This window comes from Archangium sp. Cb G35 (assembly GCF_001896145.1).
GTDB lineage: Bacteria > Myxococcota > Myxococcia > Myxococcales > Myxococcaceae > Archangium > Archangium violaceum.
Map to the genome: position 1 here is coordinate 355,607 of NZ_MPOI01000006.1, position 19,884 is coordinate 375,490.

Annotated in this window: 14 protein-coding genes; 7 read left to right on the forward strand and 7 right to left on the reverse strand. The window is 66.5% G+C overall.

The annotated features are described in order from the left end of the window. Window positions 1-2: 2 nt before the first annotated feature. A complete protein-coding gene (locus BO221_RS20290; protein WP_073562117.1) occupies window positions 3-1,406 on the forward strand; it encodes a hypothetical protein in 1,404 nt (467 codons plus the stop codon). Window positions 1,407-1,578: 172 nt separating this feature from the next. Here BO221_RS20290 and BO221_RS20295 read toward each other — a convergent pair whose 3' ends face one another. The 5 genes from BO221_RS20295 to BO221_RS20305 all read right to left on the reverse strand — a co-directional run bounded on the left by BO221_RS20295 (window position 1,579) and on the right by BO221_RS20305 (window position 9,313). After that, window positions 1,579-2,481 (reverse strand): hypothetical protein, encoded by a 903-nt coding sequence (locus BO221_RS20295; protein ID WP_073562118.1) that lies wholly within the window; start codon window positions 2,479-2,481, stop codon window positions 1,579-1,581. Window positions 2,482-2,485: 4 nt separating this feature from the next. Further along, on the reverse strand, window positions 2,486-2,782 hold the full coding sequence (locus tag BO221_RS53860; protein WP_143195570.1) for a hypothetical protein: 297 nt from the start codon (window positions 2,780-2,782) through the stop codon (window positions 2,486-2,488). Window positions 2,783-3,017: 235 nt separating this feature from the next. Then, window positions 3,018-4,421, reverse strand: coding sequence for a hypothetical protein (locus BO221_RS20300; protein WP_073562119.1), 1,404 nt, complete (start codon window positions 4,419-4,421; stop codon window positions 3,018-3,020). Between the two features lie 99 nt (window positions 4,422-4,520). Then, window positions 4,521-4,988 (reverse strand): hypothetical protein, encoded by a 468-nt coding sequence (locus BO221_RS53865; RefSeq protein WP_143195571.1) that lies wholly within the window; start codon window positions 4,986-4,988, stop codon window positions 4,521-4,523. Window positions 4,989-5,359: 371 nt separating this feature from the next. Next, complete coding sequence (locus BO221_RS20305) at window positions 5,360-9,313, reverse strand: serine/threonine-protein kinase (RefSeq protein ID WP_233166173.1); 3,954 nt, start codon at window positions 9,311-9,313, stop codon at window positions 5,360-5,362. Window positions 9,314-9,512: 199 nt separating this feature from the next. On the opposite strand from BO221_RS20305, the gene BO221_RS20310 reads away from it, so the two are divergent. Continuing rightward, window positions 9,513-11,300, forward strand: coding sequence for an FG-GAP-like repeat-containing protein (locus BO221_RS20310; protein WP_073562120.1), 1,788 nt, complete (start codon window positions 9,513-9,515; stop codon window positions 11,298-11,300). 22 nt (window positions 11,301-11,322) lie between these two features. On the opposite strand, the gene BO221_RS20315 is transcribed toward BO221_RS20310, so the two are convergent. Next, complete coding sequence (locus BO221_RS20315) at window positions 11,323-13,152, reverse strand: hypothetical protein (protein WP_073562121.1); 1,830 nt, start codon at window positions 13,150-13,152, stop codon at window positions 11,323-11,325. A 264-nt stretch (window positions 13,153-13,416) separates the two neighbouring features. Here BO221_RS20315 and BO221_RS20320 point away from each other — a divergent pair, with 264 nt between their 5' ends. Then, window positions 13,417-14,664, forward strand: coding sequence for a linear amide C-N hydrolase (locus BO221_RS20320; RefSeq protein ID WP_073562122.1), 1,248 nt, complete (start codon window positions 13,417-13,419; stop codon window positions 14,662-14,664). Window positions 14,665-15,033: 369 nt separating this feature from the next. On the opposite strand, the gene BO221_RS20325 is transcribed toward BO221_RS20320, so the two are convergent. Then, a complete protein-coding gene (locus BO221_RS20325) occupies window positions 15,034-15,813 on the reverse strand; it encodes a DsbA family protein (RefSeq protein WP_073562123.1) in 780 nt (259 codons plus the stop codon). Between the two features lie 96 nt (window positions 15,814-15,909). Between BO221_RS20325 and BO221_RS20330 the strand changes: the two genes are divergently transcribed. The 4 genes from BO221_RS20330 to BO221_RS20345 all read left to right on the forward strand — a co-directional run bounded on the left by BO221_RS20330 (window position 15,910) and on the right by BO221_RS20345 (window position 19,842). Further along, window positions 15,910-16,749 (forward strand): LysR family transcriptional regulator, encoded by an 840-nt coding sequence (locus BO221_RS20330; RefSeq protein WP_073562124.1) that lies wholly within the window; start codon window positions 15,910-15,912, stop codon window positions 16,747-16,749. A 59-nt stretch (window positions 16,750-16,808) separates the two neighbouring features. Beyond that, on the forward strand, window positions 16,809-17,261 hold the full coding sequence (locus BO221_RS20335; protein WP_073562355.1) for a GNAT family N-acetyltransferase: 453 nt from the start codon (window positions 16,809-16,811) through the stop codon (window positions 17,259-17,261). A gap of 127 nt (window positions 17,262-17,388) precedes the next feature. Next, the gene (locus BO221_RS20340) at window positions 17,389-18,492 is read left to right on the forward strand and encodes a hypothetical protein (protein ID WP_073562125.1); all 1,104 of its coding nucleotides are present in this window, start codon (window positions 17,389-17,391) and stop codon (window positions 18,490-18,492) included. Window positions 18,493-18,510: 18 nt separating this feature from the next. Next, the gene (locus tag BO221_RS20345; protein ID WP_073562126.1) at window positions 18,511-19,842 is read left to right on the forward strand and encodes a hypothetical protein; all 1,332 of its coding nucleotides are present in this window, start codon (window positions 18,511-18,513) and stop codon (window positions 19,840-19,842) included. Window positions 19,843-19,884 lie beyond the last annotated feature (42 nt).

The window sequence follows — 19,884 nt, forward strand, 5'->3', positions numbered from 1 at the left end:
CCATGCTCGCCACGCTCATCGTCATCGCCCTCGTGGTGCAGGACCAGGCGCCCCTGCGCGCCGCGCCCCAGGACTCCGCCGCCCGCCAGGCCACGCTCTGGCAGGGCGAGTGGCTCGAGGTCCGCGGAGAACGGCAGGGGTTCATCCAGGTGTACGACCATCGCCGCGAGCGCCCCGGCTACGTGCGCTCGCACCAGGTGCGCGTCTACCGCCTGGATGAGACGAGCGTGTCCCGCCTCCAGGCCGTGGTGGAGTTCCTGAAGGACACCTCGGGCTCGGAGGCGCTGGGCATCGGCTACGCGGCGGCGCTGCTGCGCGCGGCGCCCGCCTCGCAGGTGGGGCCGGAGCTCTTCGATGCGCTGGGGACGATGGCGGACCGGCTCGCCCGGCGCGCCACGTCGAGCAAGACCAATGACGCGGCCCTGGCGGCACACCTGGATGTGGCCGCCAGCTATGGGGTGAAGCTCGTCAGCTTCGAGCGCGAGGGCCGCACCCGTGTCTGCTACGACGGCGAGGCCTTCCGCCGCGTCCTGGCGCTCGGTGGCAGTCCCGATGCTCGGGTCCGGGCGGCGCTCGCGCTGACGCGGCCGGAGTGCATCGACCCGGCGACGGGCCCGGTGGAGTCACAGTCCCTCAACGAGTGGCGGAGCTCGGTGCTGGAGCAGGTGGACGCGGCGAAGCTGCCGGCGTACCTGGCCAACCGGCTCCACCTGCGGCGGGCCGAGGTGTACGCGGCGCTGGCGTACCAGTTCTCCCGCCGGGGTGAGGCGCAGCGAGGTGCGAAGGCCAGCGACCGCTCGGTGGAGGAGCTGGCGCGGGTGCTGAAGGCGGAACTGGCCGAGGAGGACAAGCCAGCCTACGCGGCCGCCGCGGTGCGGGTGGGGGCTTCGCGGCATGCGGTGGAGCCCGCCGTGGAGAGGCCGGGCTCGGGCCCCGTGCTCGAGCTGTCCCTGGGACAGCCGGGAGAGACCTGTATGCGCCTGGTGGACGCGAAGGACGCCAAGGCGGTGTTGTCCGAGCGCTGCACCTACGGGCTGGTGTGGCCGGGCTCGGTGCGGCGCTCGGCGCAGAGCACGGCGGTGACGGTGGCGGTGCAGATGCTCGAGAGCTGGACGGAGCTGTGGGTCTTCCACCAGGAGGGTGGGGCATGGGTGCTGGACACGGTGGCGCCAGCGGCCACGGAGCCCGTGCTTGGGTATGTGGAGTGGGCGGGCTTCTCTCCGGATGGCTCGCGGGTGCTGGTGGCCCGCGAGGCCCTGGTGGAGGGGAGGGTGAAGTCCTCCTTCCAGCTGCTCAAGCGCGAGACGCTGATGCCGGAGAAGAGCGCCGAGCGTGTCGAGGACTTCGGCTCCTTCCAACGGTGGAGTTCGGCTGACTGGCGCGGCCGCACCGTGGCCGTGCGCTGACGGAGTCCCCGGGTTCGATTCCCGCCGCCTTCAATCGAGGTTGCCCGCCGCTCTGAGCCGAGCCGCCTCCCAAGGAGGAGGCTCGGCTCGCCTTGGGGGACCAAATCGGTTCTTGTCGGACCAAATTGGACCCAATTATCTCGTTGTCCGTCATCATCTCATCTGGACAACTTCAATCCGGAATCCTGTGGCCAAAGAAGTACCGGACGCCTGACTGGTACCTGTCAGCATCTTCCCGCTCGAGGAACTCCTCGACAATCGCTGCCGCAGTGAGGTTTTGCAGCCGGCCGGAACCGTCGAAGAACGCACGGCAATCCATCCCGGTGGTGGCCTCGAGGAGCATCCTTCCTGCCTCGATGCGGTCAGGGTGCAGGCCAGTTCGCACCCGCGTCAGCAGACGCTGGGCAACGGCCCGGATGTTCAGCCGCTCCCCTTCGACGATTGCCTCCTGCTCGTGGAGCTTCTGGCTAGAAACCAGTTCCTGAAACGTCCCCTCGAGCTGGGTGAGATACTCCTCTGTCAGGAAAATGGGCGTGGACTCCTCAAAGGGTGGGGGTAATCCGTTGGATTCCCACAGAACTCGCGGTCCGCGCGAGATGGGGCCCGGGTCGCCTTCAAGCACCTGTGAGATGTAGTATTCGACTTCAGCCTCAACCTTCCGGTCCTTCAGTTCCCGGTAATGGGATATCAGGTGCGGTACTCCCCATACGCCCGCTGACGACGCGAGGATCTCGCAGAAGTATCGCCGTGTATAAGGGCTGTGCTCAACGGGCGCGAGCAACTTTTCGGCAGAGGCCTCGAGTTTGCGAATGACGGAGTAGGGGGCCGCGTAGGACAGCAGTGTCGCGCAGGCATTCCAGACATCTGCATCCCGCGCCTCGTGCATCAGCCCGAGGAGCCTCCCCGAAACCTCGAACATGCCTTGCTGGAGGTTGGCCAGGGCACAAGCAAGAACACGCCAGGGCTCCTGATCGCCGAGGTGCCGCAGGTCCGCGACGTCCGCAGGAGGAGGCGTCGCGAAGTGAAGGCCGTAGCCCGACTCGAGGAAACTGTGGCGAAGATAGGAAGGACGCATCGGCTCACCACAACACTTTCGCGCGTTCGGCCTTGTCCGCGGGGAGCATGTTCTGGATCCGGGTCTGAGCGTTCTCGATCTCCAGGCAGTCGCCTTGAAGTACGGCGGTGGGGACGAGGTTCTGCATGGAAGATGGGCATCCACCGGCATCTGTAGGAGTCATGTGGTTCACCTTGTCGTTATCGGGAATCTTGATGCCCAGCTTTCTCTCCCACTCTTCAATTGAGCGCTTTCGCGTGCTCTTCCAACCAGTGCCTTCCTTGGCTTCACCTGCCAATCCTCCGGACGGTACCTTGAGCAAGAATCGGCCATTGCTCCCGGCGCTCTTGGTTTTGTTGTCATGGGTGCTGAGAAGGAGCCGGGGCAGCTCGGTTGTCCCTGCACCCTCAAAATGTGGGAAACACCAGGGGGCGCACCGTCTCCATTGAGAACGTCACCTTCCCGGTTGTGCAGCATCGCCCGGCGCGCGAGTAGTGCCGCTGTTACTGGAGACTGGCGAACTGATATGTATACAGTGCTCTTGTTTCGAACTCTCGTTAAATCCTGAGCCGGGTGCGGGCGACGTTTTCAAAATGCTCAATCTCCTTCGACAACGCACCTGCGGCATCGTTCATGGCGCGGATGCTTTTTATCGTGGTTTCAGATATTCCTTGCCGTCGATCCATTTCAGTACGAGGTGTGCTGATATCCGCGTTGCGGTCGTCGGCATAGGTGCGCTCATTTACTATCCCAACAAAGCGCGAGATCGCGGTCATTAGTCGCTCGAACGCGCCCTGTACTTGCACGTCGTGAAAGCGATGCGCTGCCCCGACCCAGTTCTCGGCCATTTCGTGCAAAGGCGAAAGGATTTTGTGACGAAATGGAGTTCCGAAATTGTGAAGAACAAGAAAAGTTTGGAGGCCCGGCGACAGCAATGCTCGCACCTTTGTCAACAGCCTGACGTCGTGGGGGTGTGGATCGGCTGGCAGTGTCGTTGGCGCTGGTGTCGCTGGCGCTGGTATCGTTGGTGCAGTCTCATCTTGAGTTTCAGGTCGAGGCTCGTTGAGATGGAGATTCTCCCATTCGTTAATCAAGAAGCGGTAGCAAAACTCGGCGGCCGTGTATGCTGCGTATTTTTGCCATGCGTCCGACTTGTTTTGGGCGAAATCGCAAATTGATTTAAAGCAAGCGAACATTGGCGGGGGAGACATTGTGTCGAGGCATGCGCGATGGACGCCATATGCCTCCATCTCAATCCCAATGAGTTTGCGCCAGTGCGTGAGTACGCTGCGGACTGACTGACGAGAATCGACGACCGCCGCTCCTGAGCCGAGGGGGCCTACATGTAATTCAAGTGCGGTGTTGGGTTTTTCTCCTGGCCAAGACCTGTAAATTGTATCGAGTTCTCTTCTTTCGGTTGTCCAGGTAAGCAGCAGGGACTTGAGACGGGTGTCAATCGGTATCGGCTCAGGGTCCGGCTGAAACCCTATCTCCCCTTTCTTTTCGACAATCTTGCCAGCGCCATAGTCGAACGTGGTAGATGCTGCGAGAATGTTGCCGTAACCTTGCTTTTTCTTGCTTGCTCCAGCGGCGATGCCAACCATTACAACAAGTTTCGGTCGAAAATGCAGAATCATCTTGGTGGCCAGCACTGCGACGGCTGAAAGACCCATTTGGTTTGGGGCGCCGGCAATGATCTTGATGTTGTTTCCTTTTTTTGTTTTGTATGTTGCTTTGTGGTATGTGTGTGGATCTTTGCTGCTGTGCGGCTGCCTTTCCCACTTCGCTTTGCCGGCCTGTAGCAATGTTTCCAATTCGGGAGTTTGTAGTGCGCAAACGATTACAACATCCGCAGTGTTGTTGTTTGTTTGGGATTTTGTCGCTGCGGTCGTTTGGGGCTTCGAGGTAGAAGAGGTAGAGGATGTCTTTTTCGGGTGAGAAATCTTGTTCTTTTGGGGCATGGAAGAGTTGGCCGAGGTTGAAAAAGATGTTTGTTTTGTTTGATTCGTGATGCGTTCTAGGTGTTCTTTTAAGGACTCAAACTGCCCTATGCGGGAAGACTAGGTCAAAGACCCTTCAATTGGAAGTTCCTCGGCAACAAGTTCCTCGGCAACGCAACCATCAGGCGAAATGACAAAGCCCCGGATTGTTCCGGTTGCCACCGATACTTGAACCTGTGTGGAGTGAGGTTGGCTACCAGCCAGATGAAACAATAGCATCCCAGTGGTGACGCCCGATGCACGTGAGTACAGGTCTCGGAGCACTTCGACTCGATTGAGAACATGCTCATTCTCGCCTGCATACGGCAGTGAAGTGAAGATCATGACTCGGTGTTCAGCCTGTACTATCAAAAGCTTTAGGTAGTCCTCGACAACGTTCTTCATGACTCCATAGGCAGACGAGGCGCTCTTACCTCCGATTTCGGACTCAACTGCGAGGTGGACACCAGCGCTCGTAGGCAACACGCGAAGGGGGCCTAACTCAACGACATTCTTCGGGTCGAATGACGTGACCAGAACGTCTATCATGTACTCGCTGCCAGCCTCATGTCGGCAAAGCGCCATGTGTGGAGGCTGGTAGTGATTCCTAAAGAACGCCTTTATTGCATTGGTGACTTCCCGTGTTGTCCTAGGAGCTGCGCTCACCAAGCGTTGGCGGAATGCCTGGAACAAATCTCTGTAAAAGCTAGTGTGGTTTTGTTGAGGAGCGGCGTCGGCCCGAGCGGTCGGAGACCTGTGAGGGCATTCCGAACGGACGCGCCTGGACTCGCCCGGACAGATGAGGACCCCATTTTCAGAGGGAAAACGGGGGTGTGCCTCTGCTCCCGAGTGGGGGCGGATCCGCCGTTAGCGGCTTCGATTCCCGCCGCCTCCACGGGGTGAGCCACCGCGGATTTGCGTCAAGGCAGCAACCCGCGCTCCAGGGCCAGGCACAGGGCGCGGGCGTTCTCCGGCACCTGGCGCAGGAAGCGCTCGCGCTGGGGAGCCTCGGGAATGTCCGCGGCGCGCGCCTGCACGTGCCGCACGGCCTCGCGCAGGGCGGCCTCGCCCGCCCCGGGGTCTCCGTCCGAGAAGCAGGCCTCCGCCAGGGCCAGGGCCAGGGCCACGGAGGTCGCTCCCGCATCCCCCATCGCCTCCAGTTCCTCGACTCCGAGCGTGGCCTCCCGACGGGCCTCGGTGGCACGCCCCTGGGCCAGCAGGGCGGTACTCAGCAGCGTGCGCGCTGGCAGCACATGGTACGGGCTGCGCGGCACACACGCCTGGCGGGCGTGGGCCTCGGCCTCCTCGAGCTCCCCGCACGTCAGCGCCACCCTCGCGAGGGCGAGCCGGGCCATGGCCATGAAGGGAGCCCCGAGGGGCTGCTGTCCCTCCACCCACTCCCTCGCCAGGGCGCGCGCCTCCTCGCGCTCGGCCTCGTTGGGACTGCAGGACAGCACGAGCAGAAGGTGGCTCCGGGCGAAGGTGAGGGAGATGAACTCCCCGAGCCGCTCGCCAGCCGCCTGGGCCTCCCGCAACGCCCTCAGCGCGGCGGGCAACTCTCCCAGGGCCGCCAGCGTCATCCCCTCCATCACCTGTGGGCCGATCCACTCCGGCCAGCCCATCTCCCGGAAGCACCGCATGGACTGGCGGGTCCGCAGCAGGGCCTGCCACGGACGCGGCTCCAGGTGGTGCAGGGCGAATCCGCCCGCATAGCCCGCCCACGCCTGGATGGAGAGGGCGTGCGCGGAGCCCTCGCCGCCGAGCCCGGCCAGGCGCTCGAGCCAGGCCAGGGCGTCCCGGCGCGCGCCGAGCCAGGTCATCCTCATCGTCATGAAACAGACCGTCTCGGCATAGGCCGCCCGGGCCCCCTCCTCGGGGGTGGCACGCCACAGCACGCCGGCCAGCTCGCCCACTCCCTCCACCTGGGGCCCGAGGATGCCGTTGATGAGGAGGAACTCCATCAGCTTGCACCACGGGTAGCTGCCGGCCCTCAGCTCCGGCAGCAGCGCCGGGAGGGAGCCAGCCTCGCTCACGTCTCCTCCCCACAGGGCCGCCATGGCTCGCAGCGCGCGCAGGTGGGCCCGGGCCTCGGCGCTGGGGCCGCAGCGCAAAGCGGCTTCCAGGCTTCGCAGGGCGCCATGGACGTCGTGACGGTTGAGGAGCTGCTCGGCCATCCGCCCGTGGAAGTGGATGGCGCGCTCGGGCTGCTGGCCCAGCCATGCATGCTCGGCGAGCACTCCGGGATCATGCTCACCGGCCCGCTCCAGCCACGCGCCGGCCAGCCGGTGGCCCACGGGCTTGGAGCCGTCGGGCATCAGCCCGTAGGCCGCATCCCTCACCAGCTCGTGCCGGAAGCGGTACTCCGGCTCGGCGGCGAAGCGGCGCGTGGGCTGCTCCTCGATGAGCTCCAGCTCCTCCAGGCGCCGCAGCCGGCCCTCCAACGCTCGCGGCTCCTCCAACCCCAGCACGGCCCCCACCCCGCCGGCCCAGAAGGTGCGGCCGAAGAGGCTGGCGGCCAGCAGCACCTGGCGCTCACCGGGCTCCAGCCGCGACAGGCGCGCCTGCAGCATGGCCAGCACCGTCGCGGGCGCCGCCTCTCCTCTTCCCTCGGCCACTCCACGGATGAGCTCCTCGAGCAGGAGCGTGTTGTCCGCGCTCTGCTCCACCAGGCGCTCGATGACGGACGCGGCCACCTCTGGCCCGAGCACCTCGTGCACCAGCCGGGCGCACGCCTCGCGGCCGAGCCCTTTCAGGGAGACTTCCCGCACGGCCCCGGGCCAGGGGTGGGGAAACCGCTCGTGCACCTCGGGCCGCGCCAGGGCCAGCACCAGCAGGGGATGCCCGGCCAGCGCTCGCAGCAGCTCGCCCACCCACCGGACGGAGGGCTCGTCCCCCCAGTGCAGATCCTCCAGCACCAGCAGCACCGGGCCCTGCTGGCACTCGGCCTGGAAGAAGGCCACCAGCGCCCGGTCCACCTGGGCCTTCAGGAGCGGAGGCGCGCCGCGCATCGCGTGCAACCGGGGGCTGTGCTCGTCGGGGAAGGGGATGCCGCACAGCTCGCCGAGGAACCCGATGACCTCGCGCGCCTCGCCCGCGGGCAGGTGGCGCGCCAGCCGCAGCTCCAGCTTGCGCCGCCGCACCTCGAGCGGCTCGCCCTCGGCGGCGCCGCACAGCTCCCGGAGTGCCTGGCCCATCAGCCCACCGGCCGGACCCGTCCCCAGGGGCTCTCCGCGGCCCATCAGCACCCGCACCTCCCGTCCCTGGTGCTCGAGGCGGCGGAGGAACTCATGCCGCAGCCGGGACTTGCCCGTGCCGGCTGGGGCCGTCACCAGCACGGCCTGGGCGAGGGGCTGCTCCACGCAGGAGACGAGGGCCCGCTCCAGCAGGGCCAGCTCCTGCTCGCGGCCCACGCACGGGGTGGGCCTGCCCAGCAGCGGGCGCGAGGCGTCCGCGCTCGAGTGCTCTCCCTGGAGCAGGAACAGGTCCGGCGGAACCCGCGTGAGCTGGAAGCCAGGCCCCAGCAGGCCGGCGGAGAGCTCATCCAGCAGCACGTGGGCCGTGGCGCTGGCGGGCAGCGCGCCCCACCGCAGCAGGAGCTGGCCGGCGCGATCCACGGCCTCGCCCACGGGCAGGCGCCCGCTGGGCAGACCCCGGCCGGTGGCGAGCCCCACGGAGGCCTCGGGCCAGCGCTCCTTGAGGGACAGGGCGCAGCGGGCGGCCAGCGTCACCTGATCCGTCGCGGTCCCACGGCCCGGCGGAAACGCGATGCCCAACGAGCCATCCGCCAGCACCTCCACGACGGCGTCCTGGGGCACCAGCAATGCGCGCAGCGAGTCGCGCAAGGAGCCCAGGGCCGCCAGGTCCACCGTGTCCCCGTCGAGCGCCGGGCCCGGGAGCGCCGCCAGGAGGATGCTGACGAGCTGCTGCTCGGTGCGGGCCAGGCTCTCGCGGGGAGGCTCCTGGACCCGTCCGGGGCCCCCGCCGGCGAACGCGTCGAGTGCCTCCAGCGCGGCGTGCAGGCGGCCCGCGTCTGGCGGCCGCTTCCGTGGCTCCTTGGCCAGCATGTGCTCCACCAGCTCCAGCAGGGCCTGGGGCAGCTCGGGCCGCAGGGTACGAAGCGCCTCCGGCTCGGTGAGGAGGATCTTCGCCAGCATCGCGCCGGAATGGGGCGCGGAGAAGGCACGCCGGCCGCTGAGGCATTCGTAGAGGACACAGCCCAGGGAGAAGATGTCCGCGCTGGGGGTGGGCTCGCCCTGCCAGGAGGCCTGCTCGGGGGCCATGTAGCCCGGGGTCCCGAGCACCAGCCCCTGGTCCGTCAGGGCCCGCGAGGGCGCCAGGGGACGGGCCAGGCCGAAGTCCAGCAGCACCACGTCCTCGGGGCGCCCCGCGCGCAGGAAGAGGTTGGAGGGCTTGAGGTCGCGGTGGACGATCCCCTGCCGGTGGGCCACCTCGAGCGCCTCGGACGCATGGCGCAGCAGGGCCAGGGTCTCCGGCAGGCTCAGGGGTTGGTGCGCGAGGCGTTGAGCGAGATCCTCGCCCTCCAGCCACTCCATGGCGAGGAAGGGCTGGCGCTGCTCGGTGAGGCCGTGGGTGACATAGGAGACGATGCGAGGGTGGTTCAGGGTGGCGAGCACCTGAGCCTCGCGGGTGAAGCGCTCGGCCGCGCCGGAAGTGGAGGAGCGCAGCAGCTTGAGGGCCACGGGCCGGCCGGTGAGCGCGTCCCTGGCGCGGTAGACGGTTCCCATTCCGCCACGGCCCGCCACGGCCTCGAGGACGAAGCGGCCCGCCACCTTCCACCCCAGGGGCGGAGAGCCGGAGTCCACCCGTTCCTGGGAGACAGCGGGCGGTGGCGGAAGGGGCGGGTTCTTCATCATTGCTTCCTCGTTCCACGCACATGCGTATCACGAACCCTCGGGCCCCCCCGGGACCGCCGCGTTCGAGCGCTTGCGGCACGACAGAGCGGGTCTCCATCTACTGATCGTCCTCGCCGCCGAGCACGCCTCCGGTCTACGCTACCGTCATCCCGAGGCGGGGAGGGGGCCGGGTACTGTCCGCCATGTTCGAGGAAGAGACATGTACCTGAGGAGCCGGCTGTCCGGAGGACTCTGGGGCCTTGCCCTGTTCGCGCTCGTGATGGTGGGTTGCCTGCCGTGGGAGAAGGAGCCCGGCAAGAACCCCCCGGGAGCTCCCACGATGGTGAGCGCCACCTTTCAGCCCACCCGTCCATGGGAGGCGCTCGTGAAGTGGAATGCACCGGAGGACACGGGCGGCAGCCCCATCCTCCGCTATACCGTGGTCGCCACTCCGGGGGGCGAGCTCGTCACGACCGGGGAGACGTCCGCCCTGTTCTCGGCCCCCCTTCCCGGCACCTACACCTTCACGGTGTACGCCACCAACGCCGGCGGAGATGGGCCCCCCTCGGCCCCCTCGGAGCCTCGCTCCCTGTCCGGTGTGCCCGTGGTCTCCGAGGCTCCCACGGGCGTGATGGCCACACCGGGTGAGGACTACGTCCTGGTCACCTGGGCGCATGTGGACAGCGGTTTCCACTGTGGCCACTTCACGAATGAGACGTGCATCACGTCCTATCAGGTGACGGCGAACCCCGGAGGAATCCAGCTCACCGTCGAGCAGCCGGGGCGCACCCTGGCCGACTACCGCCCCTGGCTCGGGAAGAACTACGCGGTGGTGACCGGGCTCGAGCCTGACACGGCCTATACGTTCACCGTCCACGCCACCAACAGCGTGGGAGCCAGTCCTGCCTCCAGCCCCACGCAACCCGTCACCCAGCAATGCACCACCTTCACCCCGCCCGTTTCCCTGACCACGGGACTGAGCACGAGCGTTCCGTTCTCCCCCGCCATCGCCACCGGTGACCTCACCGGGGATGGGAGGCCGGACGTCGTGGTGGCGGGTCCGGGGCTGAGCGTGCTCGTGAATCAGGGAGGCACCGCGTTCGCCGAGCCCGTGATCGTGGTCTCCCAGGGCCGCTTCAATTCGGTGGCCCTGGTGGAGCTGAATGGGGATGGGCGGATGGACATCGCGGCGCTCGAGACGTCGGGCCTGAAGGTCTTCCTCAACGCGGGAGATGGCACCTTCTCCGCGCCTGTTTCCTACGATGCGGGGAGCTCGCTCTGGCACCTCACGGCCGCGGACGTGACGGGCGATACCAGGACGGACCTGTTGCTGCTGGACTCCACCTTGGGGGATGACACGCTCCTGGTGTTCTCCAACAACGGAGACGGCACCTTGTCGGCTTCCGTGCCGGCACTGACGGGCGATGTCTCGAGATTCGCGCCGGGGGACGTGAACCGGGATGGGAAGGTGGACCTGGTGGTGGCCGGGAGCCTCTCGCCGGTGCTGACGGTCCTTCTCAATGCGGGCGATGGCACGTTCACCCGGCTTCCGCTGGGCTCCTTCCCGGAACTCGAAAAAATCGACGCACGACTCGCCCTCGCCGACATGAATGGAGATGGAAACCTGGACCTCGTGTCCCTCTGGGCCGTGTTCCTGGGGCGGGGCGATGGGACCTTCCAGGAGCCGCGTCCTCACCGGCTGCCGGGCTGGGGCTGGGGACTGGCCGCGTTCGCCATCGGTGACGTGGACGCGGATGGGGCCCTGGACATGCTCACCTCCGTTCGTGGCTCAGAGCGTGATTCCGTGCAGTCGGTCCTGGTAGGGCTGTTGCGCAACGACGGTCAGGGAGGACTCGCCGCCTCCTCCGCTCACCTGTCCCGTCCCGAGCCCAGGAATGTCCTGCTCGACGACCTGGATGGCGACAGGCGGTTGGACGGCGTTGTGGCGGATACGGCGGGACAGGTCAGCCTCCTTCGCGACTGCCCTGTCCTGACCGCTGGCCCCTGAGCCCCGTCCCACGGACGCTTCGTCAAGGCGTGGAGCTGTCGGAATCCGGAGCCGGGCCCATGAGTGCCACGAGGATGGAGCGCAACTCGGCCGCGCTGTTCGAGCGGTAGAACATGCCCCGTCCCGCCATCGCCATGCTCCGGAGCATGGGGCTGCTGTCGCCGTAGCCAAAGACATGCGTGCGCAGCGTCTGGTTGCCGGGCAGGTCGTCGCGTAGATCCATGCGTGAGAGGAAGAACGCCACGTCATCCATGAAGTTCTTGTTGCCCACGCCCAGGCCGTGCGGCCAGTTGTAGGCCGTGTAATCGCAGTCCGCCTTGGTGAAGGGCACACCTGGATTGGGGTAGTTCCCATCCCGGAGGAACTGGTCGCAGTAGTTGACGCCCCCCACGTTCGGGTTGTGCTGGGGATCGCTCGGGTCGAACTCGAGCAGGTCTCCGTCCGGGTGCCGGGCCCAACTGGCCTCGAGCAGCTCCATCATCCGGGTGATGGGCACCGAGTTCTCCTGCGAGGGCGTTCCTCCCGTCACCAGGATGATCGCGTTGACCTGGGAATAGGAGCAGATGGACTTCTGGTTCGGCTCCTGGCCCTCCCAGGGCTGACCCGGGAGCCACCACCCCGTATACGGGTTGACCGAGGGTGGCTGGAGCCACTCGTCGGACCGCGCGGCCCACGGGGCGCCCGGCTTGCCCGTGTACGGGTCATCGTAGGTGCCGCCGTTGCAGCAACCCGGCCAGCCGAAGTAGCCCGGGTTGATGGGCTGTTGGAACCAGTTGGACCACTTGTCGTCCACCCGCTGCGAGGAGAAATAGCCGCCCAGGCCAAACAGGGCCTCACCCGTGGAGCGCTCGGGGTTGCGGAACTGCGTCCGGTTGACGGCCTGCTTCAGCGCGGGCCGATTGAGCGCCGCCTCGTTGACGGTGGGACGGGACAGGTCGCAGGCCGGGCGCATCGGCTCGAGGATCTCGGGCGGATCGAACCACTCGTAATTCCCCGAGCCCAGGGTGGCCACGCCCATGCGGGCGTTGCTGACGACGTCAATGACATCCTTGATGGCCTTGCGCGCCCCCACGAATCTGGGTGGACGCACGTTGAGGACGCGGCCGCTGACCACCCACTTGCGATAGGCCTCGGGGGGAAGCGGCGGCTGGTCCATCCGCTGGATGGGACCCGCGAGCCAGTACAGCGTCGTGGGGGTCACCACCGGGCCTCGCCACCACCCCTTGGTCGCCAGACACGTCTGGCAGTCCTCGGCCAGGGGCTTCTGGTAATACTCGTACTGCCACCCCAACTGGGCGTAGCAGGCGCTGAACGCGTCCGCGTAGCTCAGCGTGAGGTCGAAGTTGCTGCTGACCGTGCTCGGATAGGTGCCATCCGCGGCCGACGAGAGACGATTGCCACGTGAGGCATAGAACCGGTTCGGGTCGAAGAACTGGGGCGTCTGGTTCTGGTCGTAGAAGGCTGGGTCGCTGTCGATGGGGATGGACCCGTTGAGCTGGGGCTCGGGGCTGTTCTTGTCGAACCAGCCCATCGCGGAGACGAGCGCCGGGTCCGAGCAACCCGTGTTGGTGGCGAGCCCGGCCGGGCCCTCCCCCCCGAGGTCTCCGAGGCCAGGATTGGCGGGGGCGGGGTAGTAGCCCGGCGTGAAGGCCTCGGGCAGGTACTGGGGAAAGTCCTGCATGGACTCATGATTGTCCAAGAGGAACATGATGTTGACCGGTGCATGCTGCGCGCGGCTCGCCAGGGGCAGCAGGGCCGAAGCCGCGGCCGCCACCACCCCCAGGGTCAGTCCCAGTCTCTGGCCGGAAGTCCGTCCCGGGAAGCGTCCCCCTCTTTTGAAACCATTCTGCATGTCGTGTGCTCCTGCTGGACTGGCGTCTCTCCATGACGCGTAGCATCCGCCCCTGACACGGAGGCAGCGCGAGTGGCTGCGCCCGTCATGGCGGGAACTCCATGGTGCACACGAGCCAAGGCCGGAAGAGGAATACATATATCATAATGTTTTACCAATCCGGATTGGGGAGGAGCCGTGGCTATTACCGTGCAGGCCGGTCCGCTCCAACATACGATGGGGCGTCGCGCATCGCGGCGAACGACCACCCCAAGAGGCCCCAGAATGTGCACGAACCTGTTGATCAGCGTTCCCTCCAATCCCAATCAGAGCCCTCCAGACCTGACGATGATGTTCGTGAGCGCGAGAGCGCTGGAGATGCCGGGAGTGATCGAGCAGAGCGTCTACGTCATGCCGAGCAACCAGTCCTGGCCGCTGCAAGCGGTCAATCCCAACGGGGCTGTACAAGGGTGGACGACGCTCCAGTGGACCAATCGTTATGGCTTCGTGGGAATCGCCCCCTCGGGAAGCAGTTGGACATCCCTGCCGACCTTCAACGACGGCATCAACAGCGAGGGTCTGTCCGTCGGAGCGCTGTGGCTGGCCCCCGGTACCGATTACCCCGCCGTTGGGCAGCAGAAGAACCAGGTGTCCTTCCTGGATTTTCCCGCGTGGATCCTCGGCAACTTCGCGTCGGTCGAGGACTTCCAGGCAGCCCTGCAGACGATCACCGTCGTGGGGCCGCCGAAGGAAAGCAAGCTCTACGTCCCGCTGCACTACATCGTGACGGACAGCACCGGTCAGAGCGTCGTCATCGAGTTCATCGAGGGCCAGACCCGGGTCCACAAAAGCACCAACGGCGTTTTGACCAACTGGCCGACCTACGACTGGCATCAGAAGAACGTCAAGAACTACTACAATCTGACGCTCTTCGGCAGCGGCACCTCCACCTCGGGTGAGGGCAATCCCGTCGGAGGCGGGATGGTCGGACTGCCCGGGGACTCGCTGTCCACCTCGCGATTCGTCAAGGCAACGCTCCTCTCCCAGGGCATCGGCCAGCTGCCGGTGGACGGTAAGGGTTGGCTGCCGGCGCCAGGCGCCTTTCCGACGACGCCGCCGAAGAACCCGCCCGGCTTCGCCGGTTCAGAGCAGACCGCGGTCACGGTCGCGCTGCAGCTCACGCAGATCTGCATGGGGACGCCGTATGGGATGCTGCTGCAGAAGGTGCAGAACTCACCGGCCACGACGGGCACACCCGACACGATGCCGTCCTCGTACACGACCACGTACGGCGACTACACGATGTGGACGAGCGTGCGCGACCACACCAATCGCAAGTACTACTTCATGTCCGCGTTCAGCGGGATCCTCACGATGATCGATCTGAACTCGCTGAACTTCGCCACCACACCGGCGTACCCGAACGCCGCGAGCATCGCGATCATGCCCCAGGGGAATGTGCCGTGGTGTGCGGATGCGACGAAGCTGCTCACGCCGGCAACGGGTCAGGCGCCGCTCCAGAACGTTGGATGAGCTGACAGACCCAGGAATGGGTTCGACTCGAGGCGGCGGGAATCGAACCTGCCGATCGGCGCCTGGCGCCTCGCGGTCGATGCGGTGGCTTACGCCTCTCTGGAATGTCAGGCCGCGACGTCAATCCAGAGCGCGCCGCAATCCCGCGAGGCCCGCAGCGTCAGGCCTCCCTGGTTCAGCTGCGCCCCCTCGCCTCTGGCAAGGACTCACCCTTCCCCCAGCTGCAGGGGGGCATCCAAGGACAGCAGATAGCCGGCACGTCCCGCGGCCACCGCGATTGCGGTCTCCTGTCCCGCTGCCAGGTCCAGCCACCACACACGCGCGTCGCTCCATGGGAGCCGCCGCGTACCAGCGCACGACGGCCGAGCTTCACGGTTCGGCCCCTGCCTGCTTCGCCGCCCGAACGAGCGCCTCGACCAGGCGCGTTCCGGTCGCGAAGCCACTCGCGAGCACCGCGAGGCCGGCGCTGCCACGGAAGAGCACGGTGGGGAACGCGCTCACGCCCAGGGCCCTGACCTCCTGGAACTCGTTCGCCGCCGCCCGCTTCGCATCTGCCTGGCTGAACCGCTCCAGGAACACGCCGAAGCCGAGACCCCGCGCGGCACAGATACTCTCGTAGAAGGACGCCACGGTCGGGTCCTGCCCCTCGGCGTAGAACTTCTGCTGGATGGCGGCGAACACCTCGTACGCGCGCGTCGCCGGTCCGGGCGTCTCCGCGAGCATCCCGCGCATGACGAGGAACGCGCGACACGCGGGCTCGGTGTCGTAGTTGAACGCCGCCCGGTCGAGGAACCGGGTGGAGAACGGCTGCCCGGTGCGCGCGGCGATCTCCTCCCAGTGGTGGCGCAGGAAGCCTCTGAACCGCTCGGTCCAGGCGTCCCCGCCTCCGGGACGGAGCCCGCCCACGAGGATGCGGAAGGGGATGCCTCGACGATTCGCCTCCGCTTCCAGCTGGCGGAGGCCGGGCGAGGCGCCCCAGCACCAGGAGCACATCGGGTCCCCTACGTAGAGCACCTCTCCCAAGGGCCCCCCGGCACCCGGCCCGGCGGTCTTCGGCGCGGCGCCGGGGAGCGCGCACGTCCCAGTCCCGGGGTCACACAGCGCCTGCACCTCGGGGGGCGTCTCGTTGCCGTTGCTGGGGGTCTTCATGGGGAGCTCCGATTCGTTCTCATTGCCAGCTCCCGAGAGATAGCCCCGTGGGCCCGCGTTGACGACTCACCGCGGACGCGCACAGCATGTGCGTTCATGCACATTGACTGGGACGACCTGCAGACCGTGGAGGCGCTGGTACGCACGGGGAGCGTCGTGGGCGCGGCGCGTGAGCTTTCGCTGCGCCACTCGTCCATCTCGCGGAGGGTGGACGCCCTCGAGCGTACGCTGGGAGCGCCGCTCTTCCTGCGTGGGGCGAGACTGCTCCCGACACCGCTCGGCCTCGCCATCGCCGAGCGCGCGGGCCGGATGCGTCCCCACGCCCTGGACGTGGGTGCACTTCTCGAGGAGCAGCGCCGGGCACGCGCAGGCCGGCTCGTCATCACCACCAACGAGGTGCTGGCGTCACTGCTGTTCGGCGCGCTGCGCACGTGCGGCTTCACGCAGCGGGTTCAAGTGCGCATCTCCGAGAGCGAGCTGGCGCTGGAGCCCGGTGTGACGGACCTGGCGCTGCGGCCAGGCCATACGCCGGGGGGCGCACTGCGGGGGCAGCAGCTCGGAAAGCTGCGGCTCGGCGTGTTCCGGGCACGGGCAGCCAGGCAGGACCCGGCGGCCTGGGTCCTGCCTTCAGGGAGCCTGCGCACCCGTTCCTCCATGCGCTGGTGGAAGGCCGTCCCCGAAGACGCCGAGGCCCTCGTGGAGTGCGACACGCTGCTCGGCATCAGGGATGCCTGCGTCGCGGGCCTGGGGCGGAGCGTGCTCCCGGCGCTGCTCGCCGAGGGAGACCCGCGCCTGCTGCTGGAGGAGGAGCTCCCGGGCGGCCCACCGGTGTGGCTGCTCTCCGCCGCCACCCGGCGCGCGGACGCGGCCCTCCGGCGGGCGCGGGAGTCACTCTCCGAAGCCCTCCGGCGCGCCCCGGGCGTGTGGGAGGCCTGAGGCCTTCAGAGAAGCATGGGCTAGGATGGGCTCGTCACTCGGCTCGTGGAGACCTCTTGGTGATCCTGCGCAACGTAACGGATGAAGACCTCCCGATCTTCTTCGAGCACCAGCGGGACGCGGTCGCGCTGCACATGGCCGCATTCCCGTCGCGGGAACGCGATGTCTTCCTGACCCACTGGCGCACGAAGGTTCTCCGCCCAGAGAACGTGATGCGGACCATCGTCGTTGGCGGCCTGGCCGCTGGGTACATCGGCAGTTGGGAACAGGACGGAAAGCGCCTCATCGCCTATTGGCTGGGCCGCGAGCACTGGGGCAAGGGCATCGCGACACGGGCGCTCTCGGAGTTCCTCGTGCTCGAGCCGATTCGTCCGCTCCATGCGTGGGTCGCTGTCCACAACGCCGGGTCGATCCGCGTCCTCGAGAAGTGTGGCTTCCGCACGGTGGCCCAGGAGAACCCGCAGCACGCGGACGGAGTTGCCGAGGTCCTCATGACGCTTGGTCCGAAGTAGGAGAGTGGGCCACTTGGGCGGGCGTGTGAAGGACCGGTCCCTCGGGGGAACCAGTTTTACTGGGATTGCCAGCTTGTCTCACTGATAGACATTGTCTAGCATGTGCCAGGACACATGGGAGGTCGGAATGGCGGTCCAGGTACTCACCCATCCTTCGAGATCGTTCGATCGCAATGGGCCATTCACCACGGTGGCTTCGGTGGCGAGCGCGGCCGCCCAGTTCCCGGCGGCGAATGATCCCATCTATGGCGCGGCGCGCACCTACTACAACGCGAACACTCAGGCGGTGAATACCATCCTCAATGGGTGGATCGGCGGCGGCTACCTGGAGCTCGTTCCCAAGGTGGGCTCGATGGCGAAGAAGCTCCACACCCGCCAGTACGCCAACTACGGAGATCTGCTCAAGGCGGCGGTGTTCGAGCACCGCTCCCGCCCGAGCATCGCCATCGAGAACCGCCTGGCCTCCGAGGCCAACAACAGCGCGGAGATCGAGCAGGGCCTCGCGGGTGCACTCCTGGCCGTCTACAACCGGGTGATGGGGCTGGGCACCTACCGGCGAACCCGCATCCTCAACGAGCTGCGCACCTTCTCCGGCGCGTACTGGCTCTACTACCGGAGGACCCGCTTCGGCATCGGCATCGCCAGCTACATCCAGAATCCCAATCCCGCCTGGGTCACCACCAACATCGCCATCTATCACGACCTGATGGAGTTCTTCCTCAGCAAGTACGAGCGCGATGGGACGCCCCGCAAGCACTTCCCCAAGAAGACGGCGGGCCAGGGGTTGATCCGCGAGGAGGAGCAGTACGAGTTCGGCTCCTTCCAGTACACGGACCTGCGCGGCCAGACCGTCACGGTGAACATCAAGCTGGGCGACGACTACCGCAACACCCTGTCCACTCCCAACGAGAGCGTCGAGGTCACCCAGAGCGCGCGCGACAAGGACATGCTGATGTGGGCCTCGCACTCGTGGACGACGCTGCGCCTGATGCAGCTCGTGAAGTGGGCCTCGGGCAACAACCTGGATCACTACGAGGCGGTGGCCTGGGCCCTCTTCGCCTTCTGGAACCGGACGATGCTGCAGGGGATCCACCCCATCCACCGGTTCCACGAGGTGATGGATATCGCGAAGAACTTCGGCGTCTATTACCGGGAGTTCACCTACCCGGATCACGCCCCCGGCCACGATCCCAACCGCCCATACTCCAACTGGTACAGCCGCTTCATGTGAGCAAGGAAAGGCCCCCCCATGTCACGGGTATTCACCATCTTCAATCATGGAACGGACTTCCACCGTGACATGGACAGGGATGAGGTCGTCACCGAGCTCCACGATGCGGCGGCGGGGAGCGAGGCGCGCATCGTGCAGGCGCAGCAGACGAACCACAACCCCTCCGGTTTCCGGCTGGAAGCCAAGGCTCCCACGTTCATGATCTGCGAGGGACCCGGCTCCGATACCGTCCCCGCCCAGGGGCCTCGGAAAGGGGTGCGCGGCATGGCCCATGCCCACCCGGGTGTCGAGAACCCCATCCTCAACACCTCCAAGGACTGGCGGCAGAATCCCTTCGCCCAGAAGCACGAGCTGTCGATGACTCCGCCCTCCATCACCCATCCTCGTACGGAGCTGGTGTTGACGCGGTCGGAGATTCCCATGTCCTCCTTCCGCAAGGGCTTCGTGGGACATACCCCGAAGAACATCCAGACCACCGGGCGGGCCCTGGGCACGGGCTGGGACGACAACGTCTACCGCGCGTCCTGGATGCTCACGCACCTCCTGTTCGAGCGGAAGATGAAGATCGACACGGTCAACCTGATGGGTTGGAGCCGTGGCGCTGTCACCTGCATCAAGCAGGCGAACAAGCTCTACGAGATCTTCGGCATGAGCCTGAAGCTCAACATCTTCGCCATCGATCCCGTGCCAGGTGGATACACCACCATCACCGACGACATCCGTTTCATCCCCCCCAACGTGCAGGACATGCTGGTCATCCTCGCCGTGGATGACGACCGCTCCACCTTCCAGGCGCTCGACGCGCAGGACCTGCGCGTGCTCAGCCCGCCCACGGGGATTGCCCCCGCTCCCCAGGTGCACTTCCTGCCGCTGCCGGGCAATCACTCGGACGTGGTCTTCACGACCAAGGGCAATGCGCCGCAGAGCGCGAGGTTGTGCGCGCACCTGGCGTACAAGTTCCTCCTGGCGCACGGGACGAAGTTCAGCCACCCGCCCAGGCATGGGAACCTGACGGTGCCGCAGATCCTCGATGCCTATGATGTGCTCAGGGCGAACCGCGCGACGATCAAGACGCAAGCGGCGGCCAAGGGCAACCCGCTCGTCAACGGCTTCCGCCGGCAGGAACGGCGCGTCCGCAAGAATCCCGGGGAGTACGTCTCCAATCCCCAGCGCTGGGTGAATGAACATCACCGGCAATGCGCCCTGTCACCGAACCTCCAGGCCGTCGATCGAGCGGCGATCCAGGTCTCCCCGGGCGAGTCCTACAGCCCCTGGCAGGCCATGCTGCCCCAGATGGGCATCAGCTACGGCGATACGCACCCCCTGGCGCGAACGCTGGTCCGCCTCTGACGCCAGGCACTCGGAGCGGATTCCGCTCCGGGACAACGGGGT